Here is a 19,229-nt window from a genome sequence, read left to right on the forward strand (position 1 = left end):
TGAAAGGGATCTCGCTTATGGAATTATCTGCCCCGCTCATGTTGGTGCTTATCGGCCTGGCGTCGCTGCTGGCGCAGTGGTTGGCTTGGCTGCTGCGCCTGCCGGCCATTTTGCCGCTGTTGCTGTTTGGCATCGTGCTCGGCCCGACGGTGCATCTGGTGCAGCCGGATCTGCTGTTCGGCGATCTGCTGTTTCCGCTGGTGTCGCTGTCGGTGGCGATCATCCTGTTCGAAGGGGCGCTGACGCTGCGTTTCGAGGAGATACGCGGCCTCGGCGGCGTGGTGCGCAATCTGGTCACCGTCGGCATGCTGGTCACCTTTCTGGTCATCAGCCTCGCCAGCTGGTGGCTGCTGGATTTCCCGCCGGAGCTGGCGGCGCTGATCGGCGCGGTGACGGTGGTGACCGGGCCGACGGTGATCGCCCCGCTGATGCGCGTGGTGCGGCCGAACGCCAACATTAACCAGGTACTGCGCTGGGAAGGGATCGTCATCGATCCGGTCGGCGCCATCTTCACCCTGCTGGTGTTCGAATTCATCGTGCTGAAACAGAATGCGGAGTCCTATACCCATCTGTTTTGGACGCTGGGCATGACCGCCGCCGTCGGCCTGATCGCCGGCGCACTGTTCGGCTACCTGCTCGGCCTGGCGCTGCGCCGCGTCTGGCTGCCGCGCTACCTGCAGAACCTGGCGGTGCTGGCGATCATGCTGACCGCCTTCGGCGTTTCCAACGCCATCGCCGACGAATCCGGCCTGCTGACCGTCACGGTGATGGGCATCTGGCTGGCCAACATGCGCGACGTGGACACCAGCGATATTCTGGCGTTCAAAGAGGAGCTGTCGGCGATCCTGATCTCGGCGCTGTTCATCATTCTGGCGGCGCGGCTCGATATCCAGGCGCTGTGGAACATGGGCTGGCCGCTGCTCCTGCTGCTGCTGGTGGTGCAGTTCATCGCCCGGCCGCTGTGCATCGCGGTGTCGACCTGGCGCTCTTCCCTGCACTGGCGCGATCGGCTGCTGCTGTGCTGGATCGCCCCGCGCGGCATCGTCGCCGCGGCGGTCAGCTCGCTGTTCGCGCTGACGCTGCAGCGCAGCGGCTACCAAGGCGCCGACCGGCTGGTGACCGTGGTGTTCGCCATCATCATCGGCACCGTGGTGCTGCAAAGCCTGACCAGCGGGATGATGGCGCGCTGGCTGCGGGTGCAGCAGCAAAAGCCGCGCGGCGTGCTGATCGTCGGCGCCAACAGCGTGGCGCGCATGCTGGCGCAGGCGCTGATCAAGCTGAACGTGCCGGTAATCGTCACCGACAGCAGCTGGGAATACTACCGCCAGGCGCGCATGGAAGGCATCCCGGCCTACTATGGCCACGCCTACTCCGAACACGCCGAGAACTATCTCGATCTGAGCAATATCGCCCAGGTGCTGGCGCTGTCGCCCAATCGCCACCAGAACGCGCTGGCGGTCTACCACTTCGGTCATCTCTTCGGCGAGGATCACGTGTTTGCCATCCGTTCGGGAGCACCGCTGAAAGGGCGCGGCGCCAGCGCGGAAAGCTCGCGTTTCCGCCGGCATGAAATTTTATTTAATCAGGAAGCCACCTACGGCCGCCTGAGCAGCCTGCTCGCCAGGGGAGCCACCATCAAAGCGACCAAATTGAACGAAAATTTCGGTTGGCTGGAGTATTTGGAGAAACATCAGGGCGTTATTCCGTTATTCAGCCAAAAGGAAGACGGTTCTCTGCAACCGATTGGCGCCGGTTCCACGCCCGCGATGCCCTGTACGCTTATCGCGCTGGTGCAAGATGAAAATCCCTCACCGTCTGTACGTTGACAGAATGGCGATAACCGGCTATTCCTAACAGCCTACTTGCGCACCCGGTGCGCAAGCCAGAAGAGGCGCGTCGCCCAGGTAGAGTGTCAGAGGAGCCGTTTCTCCGTTGACGGCACCCGAGGGGGAGCGACGCCGAGGTAGGGTAATGGCCGGCCATTATCCTATCGACTACAGGGGCTGAATCCCCTGGGTTGTCACCAGGGGATCGCCCGCAGGGCGATCGACAAGGTGGGGCGCTTCTGGGTGTATCGTAGCCTGACCTCTACGCCTGCCCCCTGTTTACCGCTCTCCCCTTGTGCCAAGGCTATGGAATTACAGTGCCCCCAAACGGGCATCCCTGACACGAGGTTTCTAGATGAACCAAGCAGCACCCCAGAATTCCACCGTGGTAGCCAAATTCGGCGGCACCAGCGTCGCCGACTTTGAAGCCATGAACCGCAGCGCCGACGTCGTGCTGGCCAACCCGCAGGTCCGCCTGGTGGTGTTGTCCGCCTCGGCGGGCGTCACCAACCTGTTGGTCGCCCTGGCCGAAGGTTGCGAGGCCGACAAGCGCAACTACCGGCTTGATGAGATCCGCCGCATCCAGTACGCCATCCTCGATCGCCTCACGGCGCCGGCGGTGATCCGCGAAGAGATCGACCGCCTGCTGGAAAACATCGCCATGCTGTCGGAAGCCGCGTCGCTGGCCACCTCGACGGCGTTGACCGACGAACTGGTCAGCCATGGGGAGCTGATGTCCACCCTGCTGTTCGTTGAAATCCTGCGCGCCCGCAACGTGCAGGCCGAATGGTTCGACGTGCGCAAAGTGATGCGCACCGACGATCACTTCGGCCGCGCCGTGCCGGACAGCGCCGCGCTCAGCGAACTGGCCCGGGCGCAGTTGCAGCCTCGCCTGCAGGAAGCGCTGGTGGTCACCCAGGGCTTTATCGGCAGCGAGCCGAAAGGCCGCACCACTACGCTCGGCCGCGGCGGCAGCGACTATACCGCCGCGCTGCTCGGCGAGGCGCTCGGCGTTGGCCGGGTAGATATCTGGACCGACGTGCCGGGCATCTACACCACCGATCCGCGCGTGGTGCCGGCGGCCAAGCGCATCGACAAAATCGGTTTCGAAGAGGCGGCGGAAATGGCCACCTTCGGCGCCAAGGTGCTGCATCCGGCCACCCTGTTGCCGGCGGTGCGCAGCGACATTCCGGTGTTCGTCGGCTCCAGCAAGGATCCGGTGGCCGGCGGCACGCTGGTGTGCAACACCACCGAGAATCCGCCGCTGTTCCGCGCGCTGGCGCTGCGCCGCAAGCAAACGCTGCTGACGCTGCACAGCCTGAACATGCTGCACGCGCGCGGCTTCCTGGCGGAGGTGTTCAACATTCTGGCGCGCCACAACGTCTCCGTCGATCTGATCACCACCTCGGAGGTCAGCATCGCGCTGACCATGGACACCACCGGCGCCACCTCCGTTGGCGGCAGCCTGCTGACCACCTCGCTGCTGACCGAGCTGTCGTCGCTGTGCCGGGTGGAAGTGGAAGAAAACCTGGCGCTGGTGGCGATCATCGGCAACCAGCTGTCGCGCGCCTGCGGCGTGGGCAAAGAGGTGTTCGGCGTGCTCGATCCGTTCAATATCCGCCTGATCTGCTACGGCGCCAGCAGCTATAACCTGTGCTTCCTGGTGCCGGGCGAAGAAGCCGAACAGGTGGTGCGCACCCTGCACCACAACCTGTTCGAATAAGTCATTATCCCCGATTGCGGGCGCAGCACGCTGCGCCCCTGCGTCTAAAAAATCCGTTCAAAACCGGCAGGGGTTCAGCATGTTGAACCCGCAAAAAACACAACCACACCCACCGTTCTCAATCTGGCTAAGGAAAACCTGCATGTTGGCATTACTCACGCGTTTATTCCCCCTGTGGGCGATACTGCTGTCCGTCGCCGCCTATTACACGCCGACCACCTTTACCGGCATCGGCCCCTACGTCAGCCCGCTGCTGATGCTGATCATGTTCGCCATGGGCGTCACGCTGCGGCTGGACGACTTCAAACGCGTGCTGGCGCGCCCCGGCCCGGTGGCGGCCGGCATCTTCCTGCACTATCTGATCATGCCGCTGGCGGCCTGGATCCTGGCGATGCTGTTCCGCATGCCGCCGGATCTGTCCGCCGGCATGGTGCTGGTGGGCAGCGTGGCCAGCGGCACCGCCTCCAACGTGATGATCTATCTGGCCAAGGGTGACGTGGCGCTGTCGGTGACCATCTCGGCGGTCTCGACGCTGGTGGGCGTGTTCGCCACACCGCTGCTGACCCGTTTGTACGTCGACGCCGAAATCAGCGTCGATATCATGGGCATGCTGCTGAGCATTCTGCAGATCGTGGTGATCCCGATCGGCCTGGGCCTGATCGTCCACCACACCCTGACCAAGGCGGTGAAACGCATCGAGCCGCTGCTGCCGGCGCTGTCGATGGTGTGCATCCTGGCGATCATCAGCGCGGTGGTGGCGGGCAGCCAAAGCCATATCGCCTCGGTCGGTCTGGTGGTGATCGTCGCGGTGATCCTGCACAACGGTATCGGTCTGCTGAGCGGCTATTGGGGCGGCAAGCTGTTCGGCTTCGACGAATCCACCTGCCGCACGCTGGCGATCGAAGTCGGCATGCAGAACTCAGGGCTGGCGGCCACGCTGGGCAAAATCTACTTCTCGCCGCTGGCCGCGCTGCCGGGCGCGCTGTTCTCGGTCTGGCACAACCTTTCCGGTTCGCTACTGGCGGGTTATTGGTCCGGCCGCCCCATCAAGAAAAAATAAACCGCCTGTAGGGACGCAAACAATTGCGTCCCTTTTCTTTCCTGCGAAATTTCGTATTTCCCACTGGTCGGATTGTCATAATTCCCCTCATACCCTATCATCCGTGAAAAATAAAAATTCAGATTCTTCCTAGCCATGCCGATAATGTTGGCAAGAGGAAGAGACGTTCTACTTTTTTTAATTAATTAAGTCGCCAGGGTTGCCCGCCATAAAAGAAGCAGCCTAATTATTATTTAGATATATACCCACCGTCTTATTTGCCGCGGCAAATCAAGATACCTCGCAATGTGCATGTCGCTCATTATTTCGGGCCGGCCGTCGGCCGCCCGTGGTTAACCTCATGGATTGGGCTGGCTGCCCCGGCGGCCTCTCATAATGGATTACAATGATAAAAAAAATCACCGCTTTGACGCTGTTGGTCAGCACGGCCCTTTCCGCCGAAACCCTGCCGGACGCCCACATGATGCGGGATATGTCGATGGGGGAGTCGCGCCGCGCGCTGCAAGACAGCACGCGTGAAGTCAACCAGTTGATTGAGCAACGTCGCTACCAGCAACTGAAGCAGCAACGCTTGCTGGCGGAGCCGGAACCGGCCGCGCCCGCCCTGCCGCAGTCCGCGCAGTGCCTGCCGATCGCCGGCGTTTATCTGCAGGGCGTCACCCTGCTCTCGCCGGCCGATTTATCCACCCTGAGCGCGCTGCCGGAAAACTGCATCAGCAGCAACGATATCAATCGCCTGACCCGTGAATTAACGCGCCTTTATGTGCAAAAAGGCTATATCACCGCGCGCGTGCAAATTGTTCGCCCTAATTCACAGGGAGAATTGGGATTAAGCGTCACCGAAGGATTTATCGAGAAAATAGAAGGCGGCGATCGCTGGGTCAACAGCCGTTTATTATTTCCAGGGCTGGAAGGCAGACCGTTGAAATTAACCGAGCTCGACCAGGGATTGGATCAGGCCAACCGTTTGCAATCGAATACCACCAAACTGGATATATTGCCCGGCCGCCAGGTTGGCGGTTCGGTCATTCGTTTGCGCAATCAGCATGCCAAGCCCTGGCTGATGACCGTCGGCACGGATAATTACGGCCAAAAAAGCACCGGCCAGTGGCTGGCGCGCGCCACCGCCACGCTGGACAGCCCGTTCGGCCTGTCGGACTTCGTCAGCCTGAACGCCAACAGCACGCTGGAAAATCCGGCTCATCGCTACAATCGCGCCTATACCCTGCTCTATTCGCTGCCGTACGGCGCGTTCACCTTCAGCGGGTTCGCCAGCTTCTCCTCCTATGAGAACCACCAGCAGCTGCCGCACAACCTGGTCAAACTGCACGGCCAGACCCAGCAGTACGGGCTGCGCAGCGACTACGTGTTTTACCGCGATCGCGATCAGATAGACAGCCTGAGCGGTCAGTTGACCTACAAGCGCATCGACAACTACTTCGAAAGCGTGCGCCTCGAGGTCAGCAGCCCCACCCTGACCCTGGCCGAACTGAGCGCCAGCCACCTGCAAATTCTGCCCAACGGGGTGTTCAGCGCCAACCTCAGCGTCGAACAGGGCCTGCCGTGGCTGGGGGCCGGTCGCCACCCAAGCTCGGTGCACCTCGACAGCCAGTTCACCAAAGGCAAGCTGTTCGCCAACCTCAGCCAGCGCCTTCACCTGGGTGACGCCACCTATCAGCTCAACAACCTGTTCTACGGCCAGTACAGCCGCGACCCGCTGCCCGGCGTGGAGTGGCTGAGCCTTACCGATCGCAGCGCCGTGCGCGGCTTCAGCCGCAGCACCCAGTCAGGCGACAACGGCTGGTATCTGCAGAACACGCTGTCGCGCAGCTTCAATCTGGGTGCCACCACGCTGACGCCGCGCCTCGGCGCCGACGTCGGCCGCATCTTGCCGCGCCAGGACAGCTCGGGGTGGCGCAGCAGCGCCGGCCTGAGCAGTGGCGCCACGTTGCGCTATCGGCAGGCGCTGGTCGATCTCGAGGTCAGCCGCGGCTGGATCTTGTCGAATCACGCCACGCCGGAAGATCCCGTTCAGGTACTGGCGCGCTTTTCTTACACCTTTTAATCAGCAGTTTTGCAGGACCCCACGGCAATATACGGAGAAACATGGATGAAAAATAATAACTTCAGGCTTTCAGCAGCGGGCAAACTGGCCGCCGCGCTGGCGATTATTCTCGCCGCTTCCGCCGGCGCCTACGCCGCGGAGATCGTGGCGGCCAACGGCGCCAACGGCCCCGGCGTTTCCACCGCCGCGACCGGCGCGCAGGTGGTCGACATCGTCGCGCCGAACGGCAACGGGCTGTCGCACAACCAATACCAGGATTTTAACGTCAACCAGCCCGGCGCAGTGCTGAACAACTCCCGCGAAGCGGGGCTGTCGCAGCTGGCCGGCCAACTGGGCGCCAACCCCAATCTGGGCGGGCGCGAAGCCAGCGTGATCCTCAATGAAGTGATCGGCCGCAACCCGTCGCTGCTGCATGGCCAGCAAGAGATCTTCGGCATGGCGGCCGACTACGTGCTGGCCAACCCGAACGGCATCAGCTGCCAGGGCTGTGGGTTCATCAACACCAGCCGCTCCTCGCTGGTGGTCGGCAACCCGCTGGTGGAGAACGGCCTGCTGCAGGGCTACAGCACCCTGGACAACCGCAATACCCTGAGCCTCAACGGCGTCCTGAACGCCGGCGGCGTGCTGGATCTGATCGCGCCGAAGATAGACAGCCGCGGCGACGTTATCGTGCAAGACTTCACCCATCGCAACGGCAGCGTGACGCCGGCGGCGATCAACGCCATCAGCGGCCATAACCGGGTGGCGCGCGACGGCAAGGTGCTGGCCAGCGTACAGCCGACCACGGCACTGGACAGCTACTACCTCGGCAGCATGCAGGCCGGGCGCATCAACATCATCAACACCGCGCAGGGCAGCGGCGTGAAGCTGGCCGGCACGCTGGCCGCCGGCGACGAGCTCAAGGTAAAAGCCTACGATATTCGCAGCGAAAGCCGCGTTGACGACGCCAGCAGCAACCGCAACGGCGGCGACAACTACCAGAACTACCGCGGCGGCATCTACGTCAACGACCGCAGCAGCAGCCAGAAGCTGACCCGCACCGAGCTGAAAGGCAAGAACATCAGTCTGGTGGCGGATAACCATGCGCACCTCACCGCCACCGATATTCGCGGCGAAGACATCACGCTGCAGGGTGGCAAGCTGACGCTCGACGGCCAGCAGTTGAAACAGACCCAGGGCCACACCGACGACCGCTGGTTCTACTCCTGGCAATACGACGTCACCCGTGAGCGCGAGCAGCAGCAGCAGGCGGGCAGCACCGTCGCCGCCGGCGGCAACGCCACACTCGTCAGTACCCGGGAAGACGTGAACCTGTTGGGCGCCAACGTCAGCGCCGATCGGGCGCTGAGCGTCAAAGCAGCGCGCGACGTGCACCTCGCCGGGCTGGTGGAGAAGGATAAGTCCACCGAGCGCGGCTATCAGCGCAACCACACCTCCAGCCTGCGCACCGGCAGTTGGAGCAGCAGCGACGAAAGCGAGAGCCTGAAGGCCAGCGAACTGCGTAGCCAGGGCGAACTGACCTTGAAAGCCGGCCGCAATGTCGCAACCCAGGGCGCCAAGGTCCACGCCCAGCGCGATCTGACGATCGACGCAGACAACCAGATCCAGGTCGGGGTGCAGAAAACAGCCAACGCCAAAGCGGTACGCGATGACAAAACCTCCTGGGGCGGCATCGGCGGCGGCGACAACAAAAACAACAGCAACCGCCGCGAGATCAGCCACGCCTCCGAGCTGACCAGCGACGGCACCCTGCGCCTGAACGGCCAGCAGGGCGTCACCATCACCGGCAGCAAGGCGCGCGGCAAGGAAGGCGGCCTGGTCACCGCCACGCAGGGCGGCCTGCGCATCGACAACGCGCTGAGCACCACCGTGGACAAAATCGACGCGCGCACCGGCACCGCCTTCAACATCACCAGCAGTTCGCACAAGGCCGACAACAGCTACCAGAGCAGCACCGCCAGCGAGCTGAAGTCTGACACCAACCTGAAGCTGGTCAGCCGTAAGGATACCGACGTGATCGGCAGCCAGGTCGCCAGCGGCGGCGAACTGAGCGTGACGTCGCAGACCGGCAACATCAACGTCAAGGCCGCCGAACAGCAGCAAAAAATCGATGAGCAGAAGACCGCGCTTACCGTCAACGGCTACGCCAAAGAAGCCGGTGACAAGCAATACCGCGCCGGTTTGCGCATCGAACACACCCGCGACAGCGAGAAAACCACCCGCACCGAAAACCGCGCCTCGACCCTCAGCGGCGGCAGCGTGAAGCTCGAGGCGGAGAAGGACGTGACCTTCAGCGGCTCCAAACTGGTCGCCGACAAAGGCGACGCCAGCGTCAGCGGCAACAAGGTTTCGTTCCAGGCAGCCGACGATAAAACCACCTCGAACACCGAGCAGACCAAGATCGGCGGCGGTTTCTACTACACCGGCGGCATCGACAAGCTCGGCAGCGGCGTGGAAGCCGGCTACGAGAACAGCAAAACGCAGGCGCAGAGCAGCAAGGCGGTCACCTCCGGCAGCGACGTCAAAGGCAACCTGACTGTCAACGCCCGCGACAAGCTGACCCAGCAAGGCGCGCAGCACAGCGTCGGCGGCGCCTATCAAGAAAACGCCGCCGGTGTCGATCACCTGGCCGCCGCCGACACCGCCAGCAGCACCACCACCAAAACCGACGTCGGCGTGAACATCGGCGCCAACGTCGATTACAGCGCCGTGACCCGCCCGGTCGAGCGCGCGGTCGGCAAGGCGGCCAAGCTGGACGCCACTGGCGTCATCAACGACATCGGCGGCATCGGCGCGCCTAACGTCGGCCTGGATATCGGCGCGCAGGGCGGCAGCAGCGAAAAACGCAGCAGCAGCTCGCAGGCGGTGGTCAGCTCGGTGAAAGCCGGCAGCATCGACATCAACGCCAAAGGCGAAGTGCGCGATCAGGGCACGCAGTATCAGGCGAGCAAAGGCGCGGTCACGCTGATGGCGGACAGCCACCGCAGCGAAGCCGCGACGAACCGCCAGGAAGAGCAGAACCGCGATACCCGCGGCAGCGCCGGCGTACGCGTCTACACCTCCACCGGCAGCGATCTGACCGTAGACGCCAAGGGCGAAGGCGGCACCCAGCGCAGCAGCAGCAACGCCAGCCAGGCGGTGACCGGCACGATCGACGCGGCCAACGGCATCAACGTCAACGTGAAACAAGATGCGGTCTATCAGGGCACCGCGCTGAACGGCGGCAGCGGTAAAACCGCCGTCAACGCCGGCGGCGATATTCGCTTCGATCAGGCCAGCGATAAGCAGAGCGAAAACCACAGCGGTTTCAACGTCAAAGCCTCCGCCAAGGGCGGTTTCACCGCCGACAGCAAAAACTTCGGCGCCGGCTTCGGCGGCGGCACCAACAACGGCGAAAGCAACAGCAGCACCGCGCAGGTCGGCAACGTCAGCGGCCAACAGGGCGTGGAGCTGAAGGCGGGCCGCGATCTGACGCTTAAAGGCACCGACGTCAAGAGCCAGGGCGACGTCACCCTGAGCGCGGGCAACAAGGTCGCGCTGCTGGCAGCGGAATCGACCCAAATGCGTAAGGAGAACCAACTGTCCGGCAATATCGATCTGGGCGCCGGCAGCAGCGACAGCAAGGAAAAAACCGGCGGCAGCCTCTCCGCCGGCGGCGCCTTCGACATCGCCAAGGTGAATGAGTCCGCGACCGAACGCCAGGGCGCCACGCTAGCCTCAGACGGCAAGGTCACCCTGTCCGCCAACGGTAAAGGCGATGACGCGCTGCATCTGCAGGGCGCCAAGGTCAGCGGCGGCAGCGCCGCGCTCGAGGCGAAAAACGGCGGCATCCTGCTGGAATCCGCCAAGAACGAGCAGCACAAGGACAACTGGAGCCTGGGCATCAAAGCCAACGCCAAAGGCGGCCAAACGTTCAACAAGGACGCCAACGGCAAGGTCGATCCGAACACCGGCAAAGACACCCATACGCTGGGCGCCGGTCTGAAGGTCGGCGTGGAACAGCAGGATAAAACCACCCACGCCAACACCGGCATCACCGCGGGCGACGTGGCGCTCAACAGCGGCAAGGATACCCGCCTCGCCGGGGCGCGCGTCGATGCCGACAGCGTGCAGGGCAAGGTAGGCGGCGATCTGCACGTTGAAAGCCGCAAGGACGTCGAGAAAGGCGTGAAGGTGGATGTGGATGCCGGGCTGAGCCACAGCAACGATCCGGGCAGCAGCATCACCTCCAAGCTGTCGAAGGTGGGCACGCCGCGCTACGCCAGCAAGGTGAAAGAGAAACTGGACGCCGGGGTGAATAAAGTGTCCGACGCCACCACCGACAAGTACAACAGCGTGGCGCGTCGCCTCGATCCGCAGCAGGACACCACCGGCGCGGTCAGCTTCAGCAAGGCCGACGGCAAAGTGACGCTGCCGGCAACGCCGGCCGGCGAGAAGCCGCAGGGCCCGCTGTGGGATCGCGGTGCACGCACCGTCGGCGGCGCGGTGAAAGACAGCATCACCGGGCCGGCGGGTCGCCAGGGGCAGCTCAAGGTCAATGCCGACGTGGTGAACAACAACGCGGTCGGCGAGCAGTCGGCGATTACCGGTAAGCACGGCGTGGCGCTGCAGGTCGGCGGCCAAACCCAACTGACCGGCGGCGAGATCCGCAGCCAGCAGGGCAAGGTGGAACTGGGCGGCAGCAAGGTCAGCCAGCAGGACGTCAGCGGCCAACGCTATCAGGGCGGCGGCCGCGTCGATGCGGCGGCCACGGTAGGCGGGCTGTTAGGCGGCGCGGCGAAACAAAGCGTCGACGGTAACGTGCCGTTCGTCAGCGGCCATGCTTCGACTCAGCAGGCGGACGCCAAAGCCGGCGTGTTCAGCGGCAAATAACGCACCTCTCCTGCACAATGCCCCCGGTGAAAACCGGGGGCATTTTTTTTACAGCGTGCTCGGGGTGTCTTCCCAGTCGCGATCGTCGTCCTTGGCATCCTGATCCAACACGTTGTAAGCCACGGCGCAGAACAGCGAGTTCAGGCGCTTCATGTCCCCCAACAATCCCAAATGCAACGAACTGGTCTCGATGCTCTGCACGTTTTGCTGATGCAAACGATCGACGTGCGCGTGCGCGTAGCGGCGATCCAGAATGCGGAAGCGGTGCTTGGAACGGCGCAGGCGCTTGGCACTGGTGACGTCGCCGGACAGGAACACCGACAGCCCCAGGCGCAGGTTGCCGATCAGCCGCTCGTGCAGCCCATCCAGTTCCGCCAATCCTTCCGCCGAGAAGGCGCGGCGCGCGGCGTGCGACTTGGCGCCCACGTCGCCGGCCATGCGCTCGATGATGTCGCCCGCCTGTTCCAGGTTAAGCGCCATTTCGATGATTTCCGCCCAGCGGCGCGAGTCTTCCTCGCCCAGATCTTCCTTCTGGATCTGCGCCAGATACAGCTTGATGGCGGTGTACAGCACGTCGACGTCATCGTCGAGGCGCCGCACTTCTTTATCCACCCCTTGCTTGCCGTGCAGCACTTCGCGCTGCAGGATCATCATGTGTTCCACCACGTCGCCCATGCGCAACGTTTCGCGCGCCGCATTGGCCAACGCCAGCGTCGGCGTGTCCAGCGCGCTGGCGTCCAGATGACGCGGCCGCATGCGCGGATCGTCGGCCGCCACGTCGACGATCAGCCGCTCGCACAGCGTCGCCATCGGCCCGGCCAGCGGGATCATCACCAGGCAGCGGATCAGGTTGTAGAACACGTGGAAGTAGATCACCAGCTCTTCGCTGCCGCCCGGCAGCTGAGCCATCACATCCGCCAGATAGGAAACGAACGGCAGCACCAGCACACAGCCCACCAACTTGAACAGCAGGCTGCCGAGCGCCACGCGCCGCCCGGCGGCGTTCTGGCCGCTGGCGTTGATCATCGCCAACAGGCCGCTGCCGAGGTTGGCGCCGATCACCAGGCAGAGCGCCACCTTCAGCGAAATCACGCCGGACGCGGTCAGGGTGGCGGTCAGCAGCACCGCCGCCAGGCTGGAATAGCTGACGATGGCGAACAGCGCGCCGGTCAGGGCGTCCAGCATCACGTCGCCGGTCAGCGACGAGAACAGCACTTTCACCCCGGCCGCCTGGGTGATCGGCGTGGCGGCGGCCACGATCAGCTCCAGCGCCAGCACGATCAGCCCAAGGCCGATCAGGACGCGTCCGATCTGGCCGATCCGCATCTGCTTGCGGCTGAGGAACAGGAAGACGCCGATCAGGATCAGCAGCGGCGACAGCCAGGAAAGATCGAAGGTCAGCACGCGCGCCATCAGCGCGGTGCCGACGTCGGCGCCGAGCATGATCACCAGCGCAGGCGCCAGCCCCACCAGCCCCTGCGCAACGAAAGAGGTCACCAGCAGCGCCGTGGCGTTGCTGCTCTGCACCAGCGCGGTCACGCCGATGCCGGAAACGAACGCCAGCGGCTTTTTCTCAACGCTGTCGCTCAACACGCGCCGCAGATTGGCGCCGTAAACCCGCATGATCCCGGTGCGCACGATGTGGGTGCCCCACACCAACAGCGCCACGGAGGAAAGCAGGTGAAGAAGGGTCAGCACGGAAGATACGCTCCATTAACGCCCGGCCAAAGGAGGCTGGTACCCGATGCCTGTCAGGCGGTGCGGAAAGACGGAACGGTTCTGTTCGCCTTAGCCGCAGCCGGTAGGCCAAAAGATGACGGGTACAGCGCGCGGTCCCGCCTGCCGGGCGTAGGTCTGGCAGGACAGCGGGCGGGCGGCAGACCGCAGAAGAGAAGGGTTAATGCGGCGGCGGAAAGGCCCCGGCGCCGCGCTGCGAAGTCATGCAACTTCCCGCAATACAACAGGTTCCAAGTGTAGCCCAATTTGCTCGCCGTCGGGCCGCAGGTCGGCCACCGACCGGTTGAGCACGTCAACCAGCAATTCTACACCGCGAACCTGAATCTGATAGCGTACCACATTCCCGAGCAAACTGTGGCCCAGGATCACCCCGCCGATCCCCTGCCCGGCCGGCAACAGGCCGATCGATTCGGGCCGGATCGCCACCTTGCCGACATAGCTGCGCCCGGTCAGTTGGGCGGCCTGTTCGGCGGTCAGCAGATTATAGTTGCCGATAAACCCGGCGGCGAAGGCGTCCGCCGGCTGGGTATACAGGGTTTCCGCATCGCCGCTCTGCACGATCTGCCCCTTGTTCATCAGCACGATGCGATCCGACAAGGTCAGCGCCTCTTCCTGATCGTGGGTGACGAAGATCGCCGTCAGGTTCAGCTCGCGTTGAATGCGCCGGATCTGCTCGCGCAGGTGTTTGCGGATGCGCGCGTCCAGCGCCGACAGCGGTTCATCGAGCAGCAGCAGCCGCGGGCGAGTGACCAGCGATCGCGCCAGCGCCACGCGCTGACACTGGCCGCCCGACAGCTGATGCGGATAGCGCTTCGCCAGATCGCTCAGCTCCACCAGCGCCAGCACCTCCTGCACCCGCTGGCCGATCTGCTCGGCCGCCAGCTTCTGCATTTTCAGCCCGAAGGCCACGTTGCCTTCCACCGTCATATTGGGAAACAGCGCATAGCTTTGGAACACCATGCCGATGCCGCGCTTTTGCGGCGCCAGCGGCACCAGATCCTGACCCTGCAACAAGATTTGCCCGCTGTCGACCGGGGTCAGGCCTGCCAGGCAGCGCAGCAGCGTCGATTTGCCGCAGCCGCTCGGCCCCAGCAGGGTGACGAACTCCCCCTCTTCGGCGGTGAAATCGATATCCTGAAACACCTGGGTCTGGCCATAGTGTTTGTTCAGGCGGGTGACGTTGAGATAAGCCATCGGGTTAACCCTTGTTTTTATTCAGCAGGTTCGCCAGCCAGGTGACGAGCAGCACCACGGCGAAATAGGAGATGACCAGCGCGCTGGTGAAGTGCCCGCTGCCGTTGCGCATGTTGTACAGGTAGACCTGCAGCGTTTCATACTGGCTGCCCACCAGCAGGTTGGCGAACACGAACTCGCCGATCAGGAACGAGAACGACAGCAGCACGGCGATCGTTCCGCCCTTGCGCAGGTTCGGCAGCACCACCCACAGCGCCGCCTGCCAGGTGCTGGCGCCAAGCAGGTGCGCGGCGTCCATCAGATCGCGCAGGTTGATCGCCTGCATGTTGTTGCTGATGGCGCGGTAGATAAACGGCAGCGCGATGGTGAAATAGCAGCCCACCAAAATCCAGGGAGTGCCGAGCAGCGGCAGCGGATCGGCGGCGAACAGCTGCATCAGCCCCACCGCCGACACCACCGGCGGCACGGCGAACGGCAGCAGAATCAGTACGTTCATCACCGCGTCCAGTTTGGGGAAGTAGTAAGCGATCACAAACATCGCCGGCAGGATCACCACCACCGACAGCAGCAGCGTGCCGAAGCAGATCAGCAGCGAGTGCCACAGCGCCTGCAAAAAGCGCGGGTCGCTCCACAGCGCCGTCAACCACTTCAGGGTAAAACCGTCCGGCAAAATGGTGGCGCCCCACTGGGTGGCCAGCGCATAAATCAGCGTCGCCGCCAGCGGCAGCAGCAGGATCAGCAGCAGCAGGCCGGTAACCGTGCGATGGTACAGGCGTTCAGCACGCGACATGAGCATTCTCCATCCGATTATGAGCGCGCATTGAGGTAGCTCCTGCGCAGCATCCATTGGTGGATCACCGTGATAAACGCCATCATCACCACCAGCAGCATCGCCAGCGCGCTGGCCAGGTTCGGATCGAGGGAGATGTCCCCCGCCACCAGCGCCGAGATGCGGATCGGGATCACGTTGAAGTTGCCGGTGGTCAGCGCGTACACCGTGGCGTAGGCGCCCAGCGCGTTGGCCAGCAGGATGACGAAGGTGCCCATCAGCGCCGGCGCCAGCACCGGCAGGCCGATATGCCGCCAGTAGCGCCAGGGGCCGGCGCCGAGCAGCGCTGCCGACTCGCGCCAGTCGGCGCGCAGCGCGTCGAACGCCGGATACAGCAACAGCACCCCCAGCGGGATCTGGAAGTAGGTATACAGCACGATCAGGCCGCTCTTCGAATAGAGATTGAAACTCTCCATCAAACCGTATTTGCGCAGCAACAGCGTCAGGCAACCGTTCAGCCCCAGCAGAATGACGAAGGCGAACGCCAGCGGCACCCCGGCGAAGTTGCTGGTCATGTTGGTGAACGACATCACGAAGTCATGAAATCGGGTCTGGCCAAGCTGGCGCAGCGAGTAACTGCCCACTAACGCAATCAACAAGCCGTAGACGCTCGACCACAGCGAGATCTCCAGCGAGAACTGAAAGGCCTGCAGGTAGAACGGCGAGGTGAGGATATCGACATAGTTGCCCCATCCCCAGCCGCCGGTCTCGCTGAAAAAGCTGTGAACGGCGATCCACACCAGCGGGGCGATCTGAAACGCGCCGAACAGCACGATAAACGGCAACAGGCACAGCGCGGCGATCCATTTGGTTTTGCCGTTCATCGCGCATCCTGCGCCAGCAGCGCCCGGCAGCGCGGCTTGTCGTGCGGCGCCTGCAGCAGATCGCAGATCGTGCCGCACAGCTCGGTTTGCTGCGGATTGGCATCGTCCTGGCTGAAGCCCGAGCCGAACACGAACAGCGGCACCTGGCACTCTTCCGGCAACACGCCGCCGTGGCTGCGATCGTCGTTCATGCCGTGGTCGGCAGTGACCAGCACCTGATAACCGGCCGCCAGCCACTCGGGCAGATAGCGCGACAGCGAGTCGTCGGCGCGCCGCGCCGCGTTGCGGTACTGCGGCGAAGAGAGACCGAAGCGGTGCCCGGCGTCGTCGATATTCATCGGGTGGATCAGCAGGAAATCCGGCTGATGCCGCAGGCGCAGGCTTTCGGCGTCGTCGAACAGATGGCTGTCGGGGTAGCCGTCGTCGTAATAGAAATGCCCGTGCTGGATCCGCAGCTCGGGGGCGTCGGTATGGCGGTCGCGCGCGGCGTCGAACGGCGTGCGGTTATACAATTCGCTGAACCAGTGGTAAGCGGCGGCGGCGGTGGTCAACCCGGCGGCGCGCGCGTAATGAAACACGCTTTGTTGATGAGAAAGGCGCGAGACGTGGTTGTGCACCACGCCGCTCTCCACCGGCGTGACTCCGGTGAGGATGCATTCATACAGCGGCCGGGAGAGCGAGGGCAGCTCGCTCTCCAACAGGTACAACCGTCCGCGTCCCGCCGCGCATTCGGCCTGCAGATAGCCCATGGCGTCGTGCGCCACCCGGTAGTTGAGGCCGTCCAGCAGCACGAGGATCGTTTTCATGGTGCGTTAACTCACTGCTGCATAAACATAATGACGTTTTCCTGCCACAGACGCGGCAGCGCTTTGGCGCTCTGTTCCCAGGCCGCCGGATCGGCGATCGGGTGCGCGTTCTTGTACTGCTCGGCCGGCAGCAGCTTGGCCTTGACGTCGTCCGGCAGCGTCAGATGCTCGGCGCGGATCGGGCGCGCATAACCGCGCGCCAGGTTGATCTGGCCGGCGTCGGAGAAGATGTATTCGCGCGCCAGCTTGGCGGCGTTCGGGTGCTTGGCGTATTTGTTGATGATGGTGGTGTAGCCGGAGGTGATCGAGCCGTCCGACGGGATCAGCACTTCAAAGCGGGTTTTGTCGATCTGGTCGCGGTAATTCAGGCCGTTGAAGTCCCACACCACGCCAACCTGCACTTCCCCTTTCTCCAGCGATGCGATCACCGGATTGCTCAGGCTCAGACGGCCGGCCTTGGCCAGCTTGCCGAAGAATTCCAGGCCCGGCTTGAGGTTTTTCTCGTTGCCGCCCATGGCGTAGGTGGCCGCCAGCACGCCGCTGGCCGCCTGCGACGCGGTGCCGACGTCGCCGATGGTGACCTGATAGCTGCCCTTCAGCAGATCGGCCCAGCTGTGCGGGATATCTTTCACCTGCTGTTTGTTGATGATGAAGCCGATGGTGCCGGTGTAAGCCAGCGCCCAGTGGCCGTCTTTGTCTTTCGCCCACTCCGGCACCTGCTCCCAGGTAGAGGGTTTGTACGGCTGCGTTACGCCCTTCTGCACCGCCACCGGGCCGAAGGCCGCGCCGACGTCACCGATGTCCGCCGTGGCGTTGTTCTTTTCCGCATCGAATTTGGCGATCTCCTGCGCGGAGCTCATGTCGGTATCGACATGCTTCAGGCCATATTTGCTCAACAGATCTTGCCAGGTACCTTTCCAGTTGGCCCAGCTGTCCGGCATGCCGACGCTGTTGACTTCGCCTTCTTTTTTCGCGGCCTGCTCCAGCGCCGCCAGATCGGTATCCGCGGCCCAGCTCATCTGGCTGGATAACACGATGGCACTGGTTAACACAGAAGCGCACAAACGTTTCATAACTGATGCTCCAGGTGGTAGTGTGGGGAGGGCTGGACTAGTCCAGCAAGGACCAAACCAATCTAACGGACGAATGTGATAATTATATGTCAGCTTAAAAAAGCGACGGTTTTATCACCCATTGCAACGGCGAAAACGCGACGCTGGTCTACCTTAAGGGGGGCCAAACGCACTGAAACGGGACACCCGCTGTATGAGTGAAGCACCGACGACCGTAGCCACCATCTGTCAAACGCTGAACGCCCGCATCGCCGCAGGCGAGTTCGCCGTGGGCGGCAAGCTGCCCTCCGAACGCGCCCTGAGCGAACAGTTCGCCACCACCCGCATTACCTTACAGGAGGCGCTCGGCCAGCTGGAGGCGCAGGGGGTCATCTACCGCCAGGTGCGGCGCGGCTGGTTCATTTCGCCCCCGCGTCTTATCTACAACCCGCTGCAGCGCAGCCATTTTCACGCCATGGCGCAGCAACAGGGGCGCGCCGCCCATACCGAGGCGATCGACAGCGCGGTAGTCACGCTCGACGCGCCGCTGGCCGGCCGGATGGCGCTGCCCCCCGGCGCCGAGGCCTATCGCATTCGCCGGCTGCGCTACATCGATGGGCGCGCGGTGCTGTACTGCGAGCACTACCTCAACCCGGCCTACTTCCCCGGCATACTGGACGAAGATCTGACCCAGTCGCTGACCGCGCTGTACGCCGTGCGCTACGGCATTCACTACGGCCGGGTGCGTTTCGACATGCTGCCCACCCTGCTGCCGCAGCAGGCCGCCGCCATGCTGAAGGTGACCTACGGCAGCCCGGCGCTGTTCATTACGCGGGTGAACCGCGATCAGCACGACCGGGTGATCGATTGCGATCTGGAGTATTGGCGTTACGATGCGCTGCACATCGACGTGGAAGCGCAGTAAATGACAAGGGCGCATCGTGAACTGACCCCCAGAAGTTGGACAATGTAAATTCAGGCGGCCTTCATGGCCTGGGTTCGATACTCTACCGGACTCAGGCCTTTTAGTTTCTCTCTGAGGCGGCTGTGGTTATAGTAATCAATGTAGTGCTCTATTTCTTTTGCCAAGTGTTCTACGTTATCAAAGCGTTGTAAGTAATACAGTTCCGCTTTCAGATGGCCGAAGAAGTTCTCCATCACTGCATTATCCAGGCAGTTCCCTTTGCGAGACATGCTCTGTTTTATTCCTTTTTCCCGTAACTGATGTTGGTAAGCCGCCA

General features: G+C 63.2%; 13 protein-coding genes and 1 riboswitch. Of the genes, 6 read left to right on the forward strand and 7 right to left on the reverse strand.

What is annotated here, in order from left to right:
* Positions 1–17: 17 nt before the first annotated feature.
* The 5 genes from ACK3CV_RS22815 (at position 18) to ACK3CV_RS22835 (ending at position 11,546) form a co-directional block, all read left to right on the forward strand.
* A complete protein-coding gene (locus tag ACK3CV_RS22815; protein WP_033636220.1) occupies positions 18–1,826 on the forward strand; it encodes a cation:proton antiporter in 1,809 nt (602 codons plus the stop codon).
* 52 nt (positions 1,827–1,878) lie between these two features.
* A riboswitch (Lysine riboswitch) is annotated at positions 1,879–2,073 on the forward strand.
* Positions 2,074–2,181: 108 nt separating this feature from the next.
* Complete coding sequence (lysC, locus tag ACK3CV_RS22820) at positions 2,182–3,549, forward strand: lysine-sensitive aspartokinase 3 (protein ID WP_164141752.1); 1,368 nt, start codon at positions 2,182–2,184, stop codon at positions 3,547–3,549.
* A gap of 142 nt (positions 3,550–3,691) precedes the next feature.
* A complete protein-coding gene (panS, locus tag ACK3CV_RS22825; RefSeq protein WP_033636223.1) occupies positions 3,692–4,609 on the forward strand; it encodes a ketopantoate/pantoate/pantothenate transporter PanS in 918 nt (305 codons plus the stop codon).
* Between the two features lie 385 nt (positions 4,610–4,994).
* Positions 4,995–6,674 (forward strand): ShlB/FhaC/HecB family hemolysin secretion/activation protein, encoded by a 1,680-nt coding sequence (locus tag ACK3CV_RS22830; protein WP_049195306.1) that lies wholly within the window; start codon positions 4,995–4,997, stop codon positions 6,672–6,674.
* Between the two features lie 45 nt (positions 6,675–6,719).
* The gene (locus ACK3CV_RS22835; RefSeq protein ID WP_164141753.1) at positions 6,720–11,546 is read left to right on the forward strand and encodes a hemagglutinin repeat-containing protein; all 4,827 of its coding nucleotides are present in this window, start codon (positions 6,720–6,722) and stop codon (positions 11,544–11,546) included.
* 48 nt (positions 11,547–11,594) lie between these two features.
* On the opposite strand, the gene ACK3CV_RS22840 is transcribed toward ACK3CV_RS22835, so the two are convergent.
* From ACK3CV_RS22840 to ACK3CV_RS22865, 6 genes are all read right to left on the reverse strand, one after another.
* On the reverse strand, positions 11,595–13,244 hold the full coding sequence (locus tag ACK3CV_RS22840) for a Na/Pi cotransporter family protein (RefSeq protein WP_033636226.1): 1,650 nt from the start codon (positions 13,242–13,244) through the stop codon (positions 11,595–11,597).
* 240 nt (positions 13,245–13,484) lie between these two features.
* The gene (locus tag ACK3CV_RS22845; RefSeq protein ID WP_164141755.1) at positions 13,485–14,477 is read right to left on the reverse strand and encodes an ABC transporter ATP-binding protein; all 993 of its coding nucleotides are present in this window, start codon (positions 14,475–14,477) and stop codon (positions 13,485–13,487) included.
* Between the two features lie 4 nt (positions 14,478–14,481).
* On the reverse strand, positions 14,482–15,267 hold the full coding sequence (locus ACK3CV_RS22850) for an ABC transporter permease (protein ID WP_033636228.1): 786 nt from the start codon (positions 15,265–15,267) through the stop codon (positions 14,482–14,484).
* 17 nt (positions 15,268–15,284) lie between these two features.
* Positions 15,285–16,130: an ABC transporter permease gene (locus tag ACK3CV_RS22855; RefSeq protein ID WP_033649696.1), complete on the reverse strand. Its 846-nt coding sequence runs from the start codon at positions 16,128–16,130 to the stop codon at positions 15,285–15,287.
* On the reverse strand, positions 16,127–16,936 hold the full coding sequence (locus ACK3CV_RS22860) for an alkaline phosphatase family protein (protein ID WP_164141757.1): 810 nt from the start codon (positions 16,934–16,936) through the stop codon (positions 16,127–16,129). The genes ACK3CV_RS22855 and ACK3CV_RS22860 overlap by 4 nt, the downstream gene beginning before the upstream one ends.
* Positions 16,937–16,947: 11 nt before the next feature.
* A complete protein-coding gene (locus ACK3CV_RS22865; protein ID WP_164141758.1) occupies positions 16,948–18,009 on the reverse strand; it encodes an ABC transporter substrate-binding protein in 1,062 nt (353 codons plus the stop codon).
* A 193-nt stretch (positions 18,010–18,202) separates the two neighbouring features.
* On the opposite strand from ACK3CV_RS22865, the gene ACK3CV_RS22870 reads away from it, so the two are divergent.
* Positions 18,203–18,913, forward strand: a complete 711-nt coding sequence (locus ACK3CV_RS22870) for a UTRA domain-containing protein (protein WP_039569695.1) — start codon at positions 18,203–18,205, stop codon at positions 18,911–18,913.
* Between the two features lie 50 nt (positions 18,914–18,963).
* On the opposite strand, the gene ACK3CV_RS22875 is transcribed toward ACK3CV_RS22870, so the two are convergent.
* On the reverse strand, positions 18,964–19,229 hold a 266-nt coding region (locus ACK3CV_RS22875; protein WP_489009901.1), incomplete at its 5' end, for a transposase.

Source organism: Serratia sp. TSO36 (assembly GCF_057808395.1).

Excerpts from the sequence above, each read along its gene's own strand:
- ACK3CV_RS22845 (WP_164141755.1), bottom strand. The coding sequence starts at position 14,477 with ATGGCTTATCTCAACGTCACCCGCCTGAACAAACACTATGGCCAGACC.
- ACK3CV_RS22830 (WP_049195306.1), top strand. The coding sequence starts at position 4,995 with ATGATAAAAAAAATCACCGCTTTGACGCTGTTGGTCAGCACGGCCCTT.
- ACK3CV_RS22815 (WP_033636220.1), top strand. The coding sequence starts at position 18 with ATGGAATTATCTGCCCCGCTCATGTTGGTGCTTATCGGCCTGGCGTCG.
- ACK3CV_RS22870 (WP_039569695.1), top strand. The coding sequence starts at position 18,203 with ATGAGTGAAGCACCGACGACCGTAGCCACCATCTGTCAAACGCTGAAC.
- ACK3CV_RS22835 (WP_164141753.1), top strand. The coding sequence starts at position 6,720 with ATGAAAAATAATAACTTCAGGCTTTCAGCAGCGGGCAAACTGGCCGCC.
- ACK3CV_RS22865 (WP_164141758.1), bottom strand. The coding sequence starts at position 18,009 with ATGAAACGTTTGTGCGCTTCTGTGTTAACCAGTGCCATCGTGTTATCC.
- lysC (WP_164141752.1), top strand. The coding sequence starts at position 2,182 with ATGAACCAAGCAGCACCCCAGAATTCCACCGTGGTAGCCAAATTCGGC.
- ACK3CV_RS22855 (WP_033649696.1), bottom strand. The coding sequence starts at position 16,130 with ATGAACGGCAAAACCAAATGGATCGCCGCGCTGTGCCTGTTGCCGTTT.
- ACK3CV_RS22850 (WP_033636228.1), bottom strand. The coding sequence starts at position 15,267 with ATGTCGCGTGCTGAACGCCTGTACCATCGCACGGTTACCGGCCTGCTG.
- ACK3CV_RS22860 (WP_164141757.1), bottom strand. The coding sequence starts at position 16,936 with ATGAAAACGATCCTCGTGCTGCTGGACGGCCTCAACTACCGGGTGGCG.
- panS (WP_033636223.1), top strand. The coding sequence starts at position 3,692 with ATGTTGGCATTACTCACGCGTTTATTCCCCCTGTGGGCGATACTGCTG.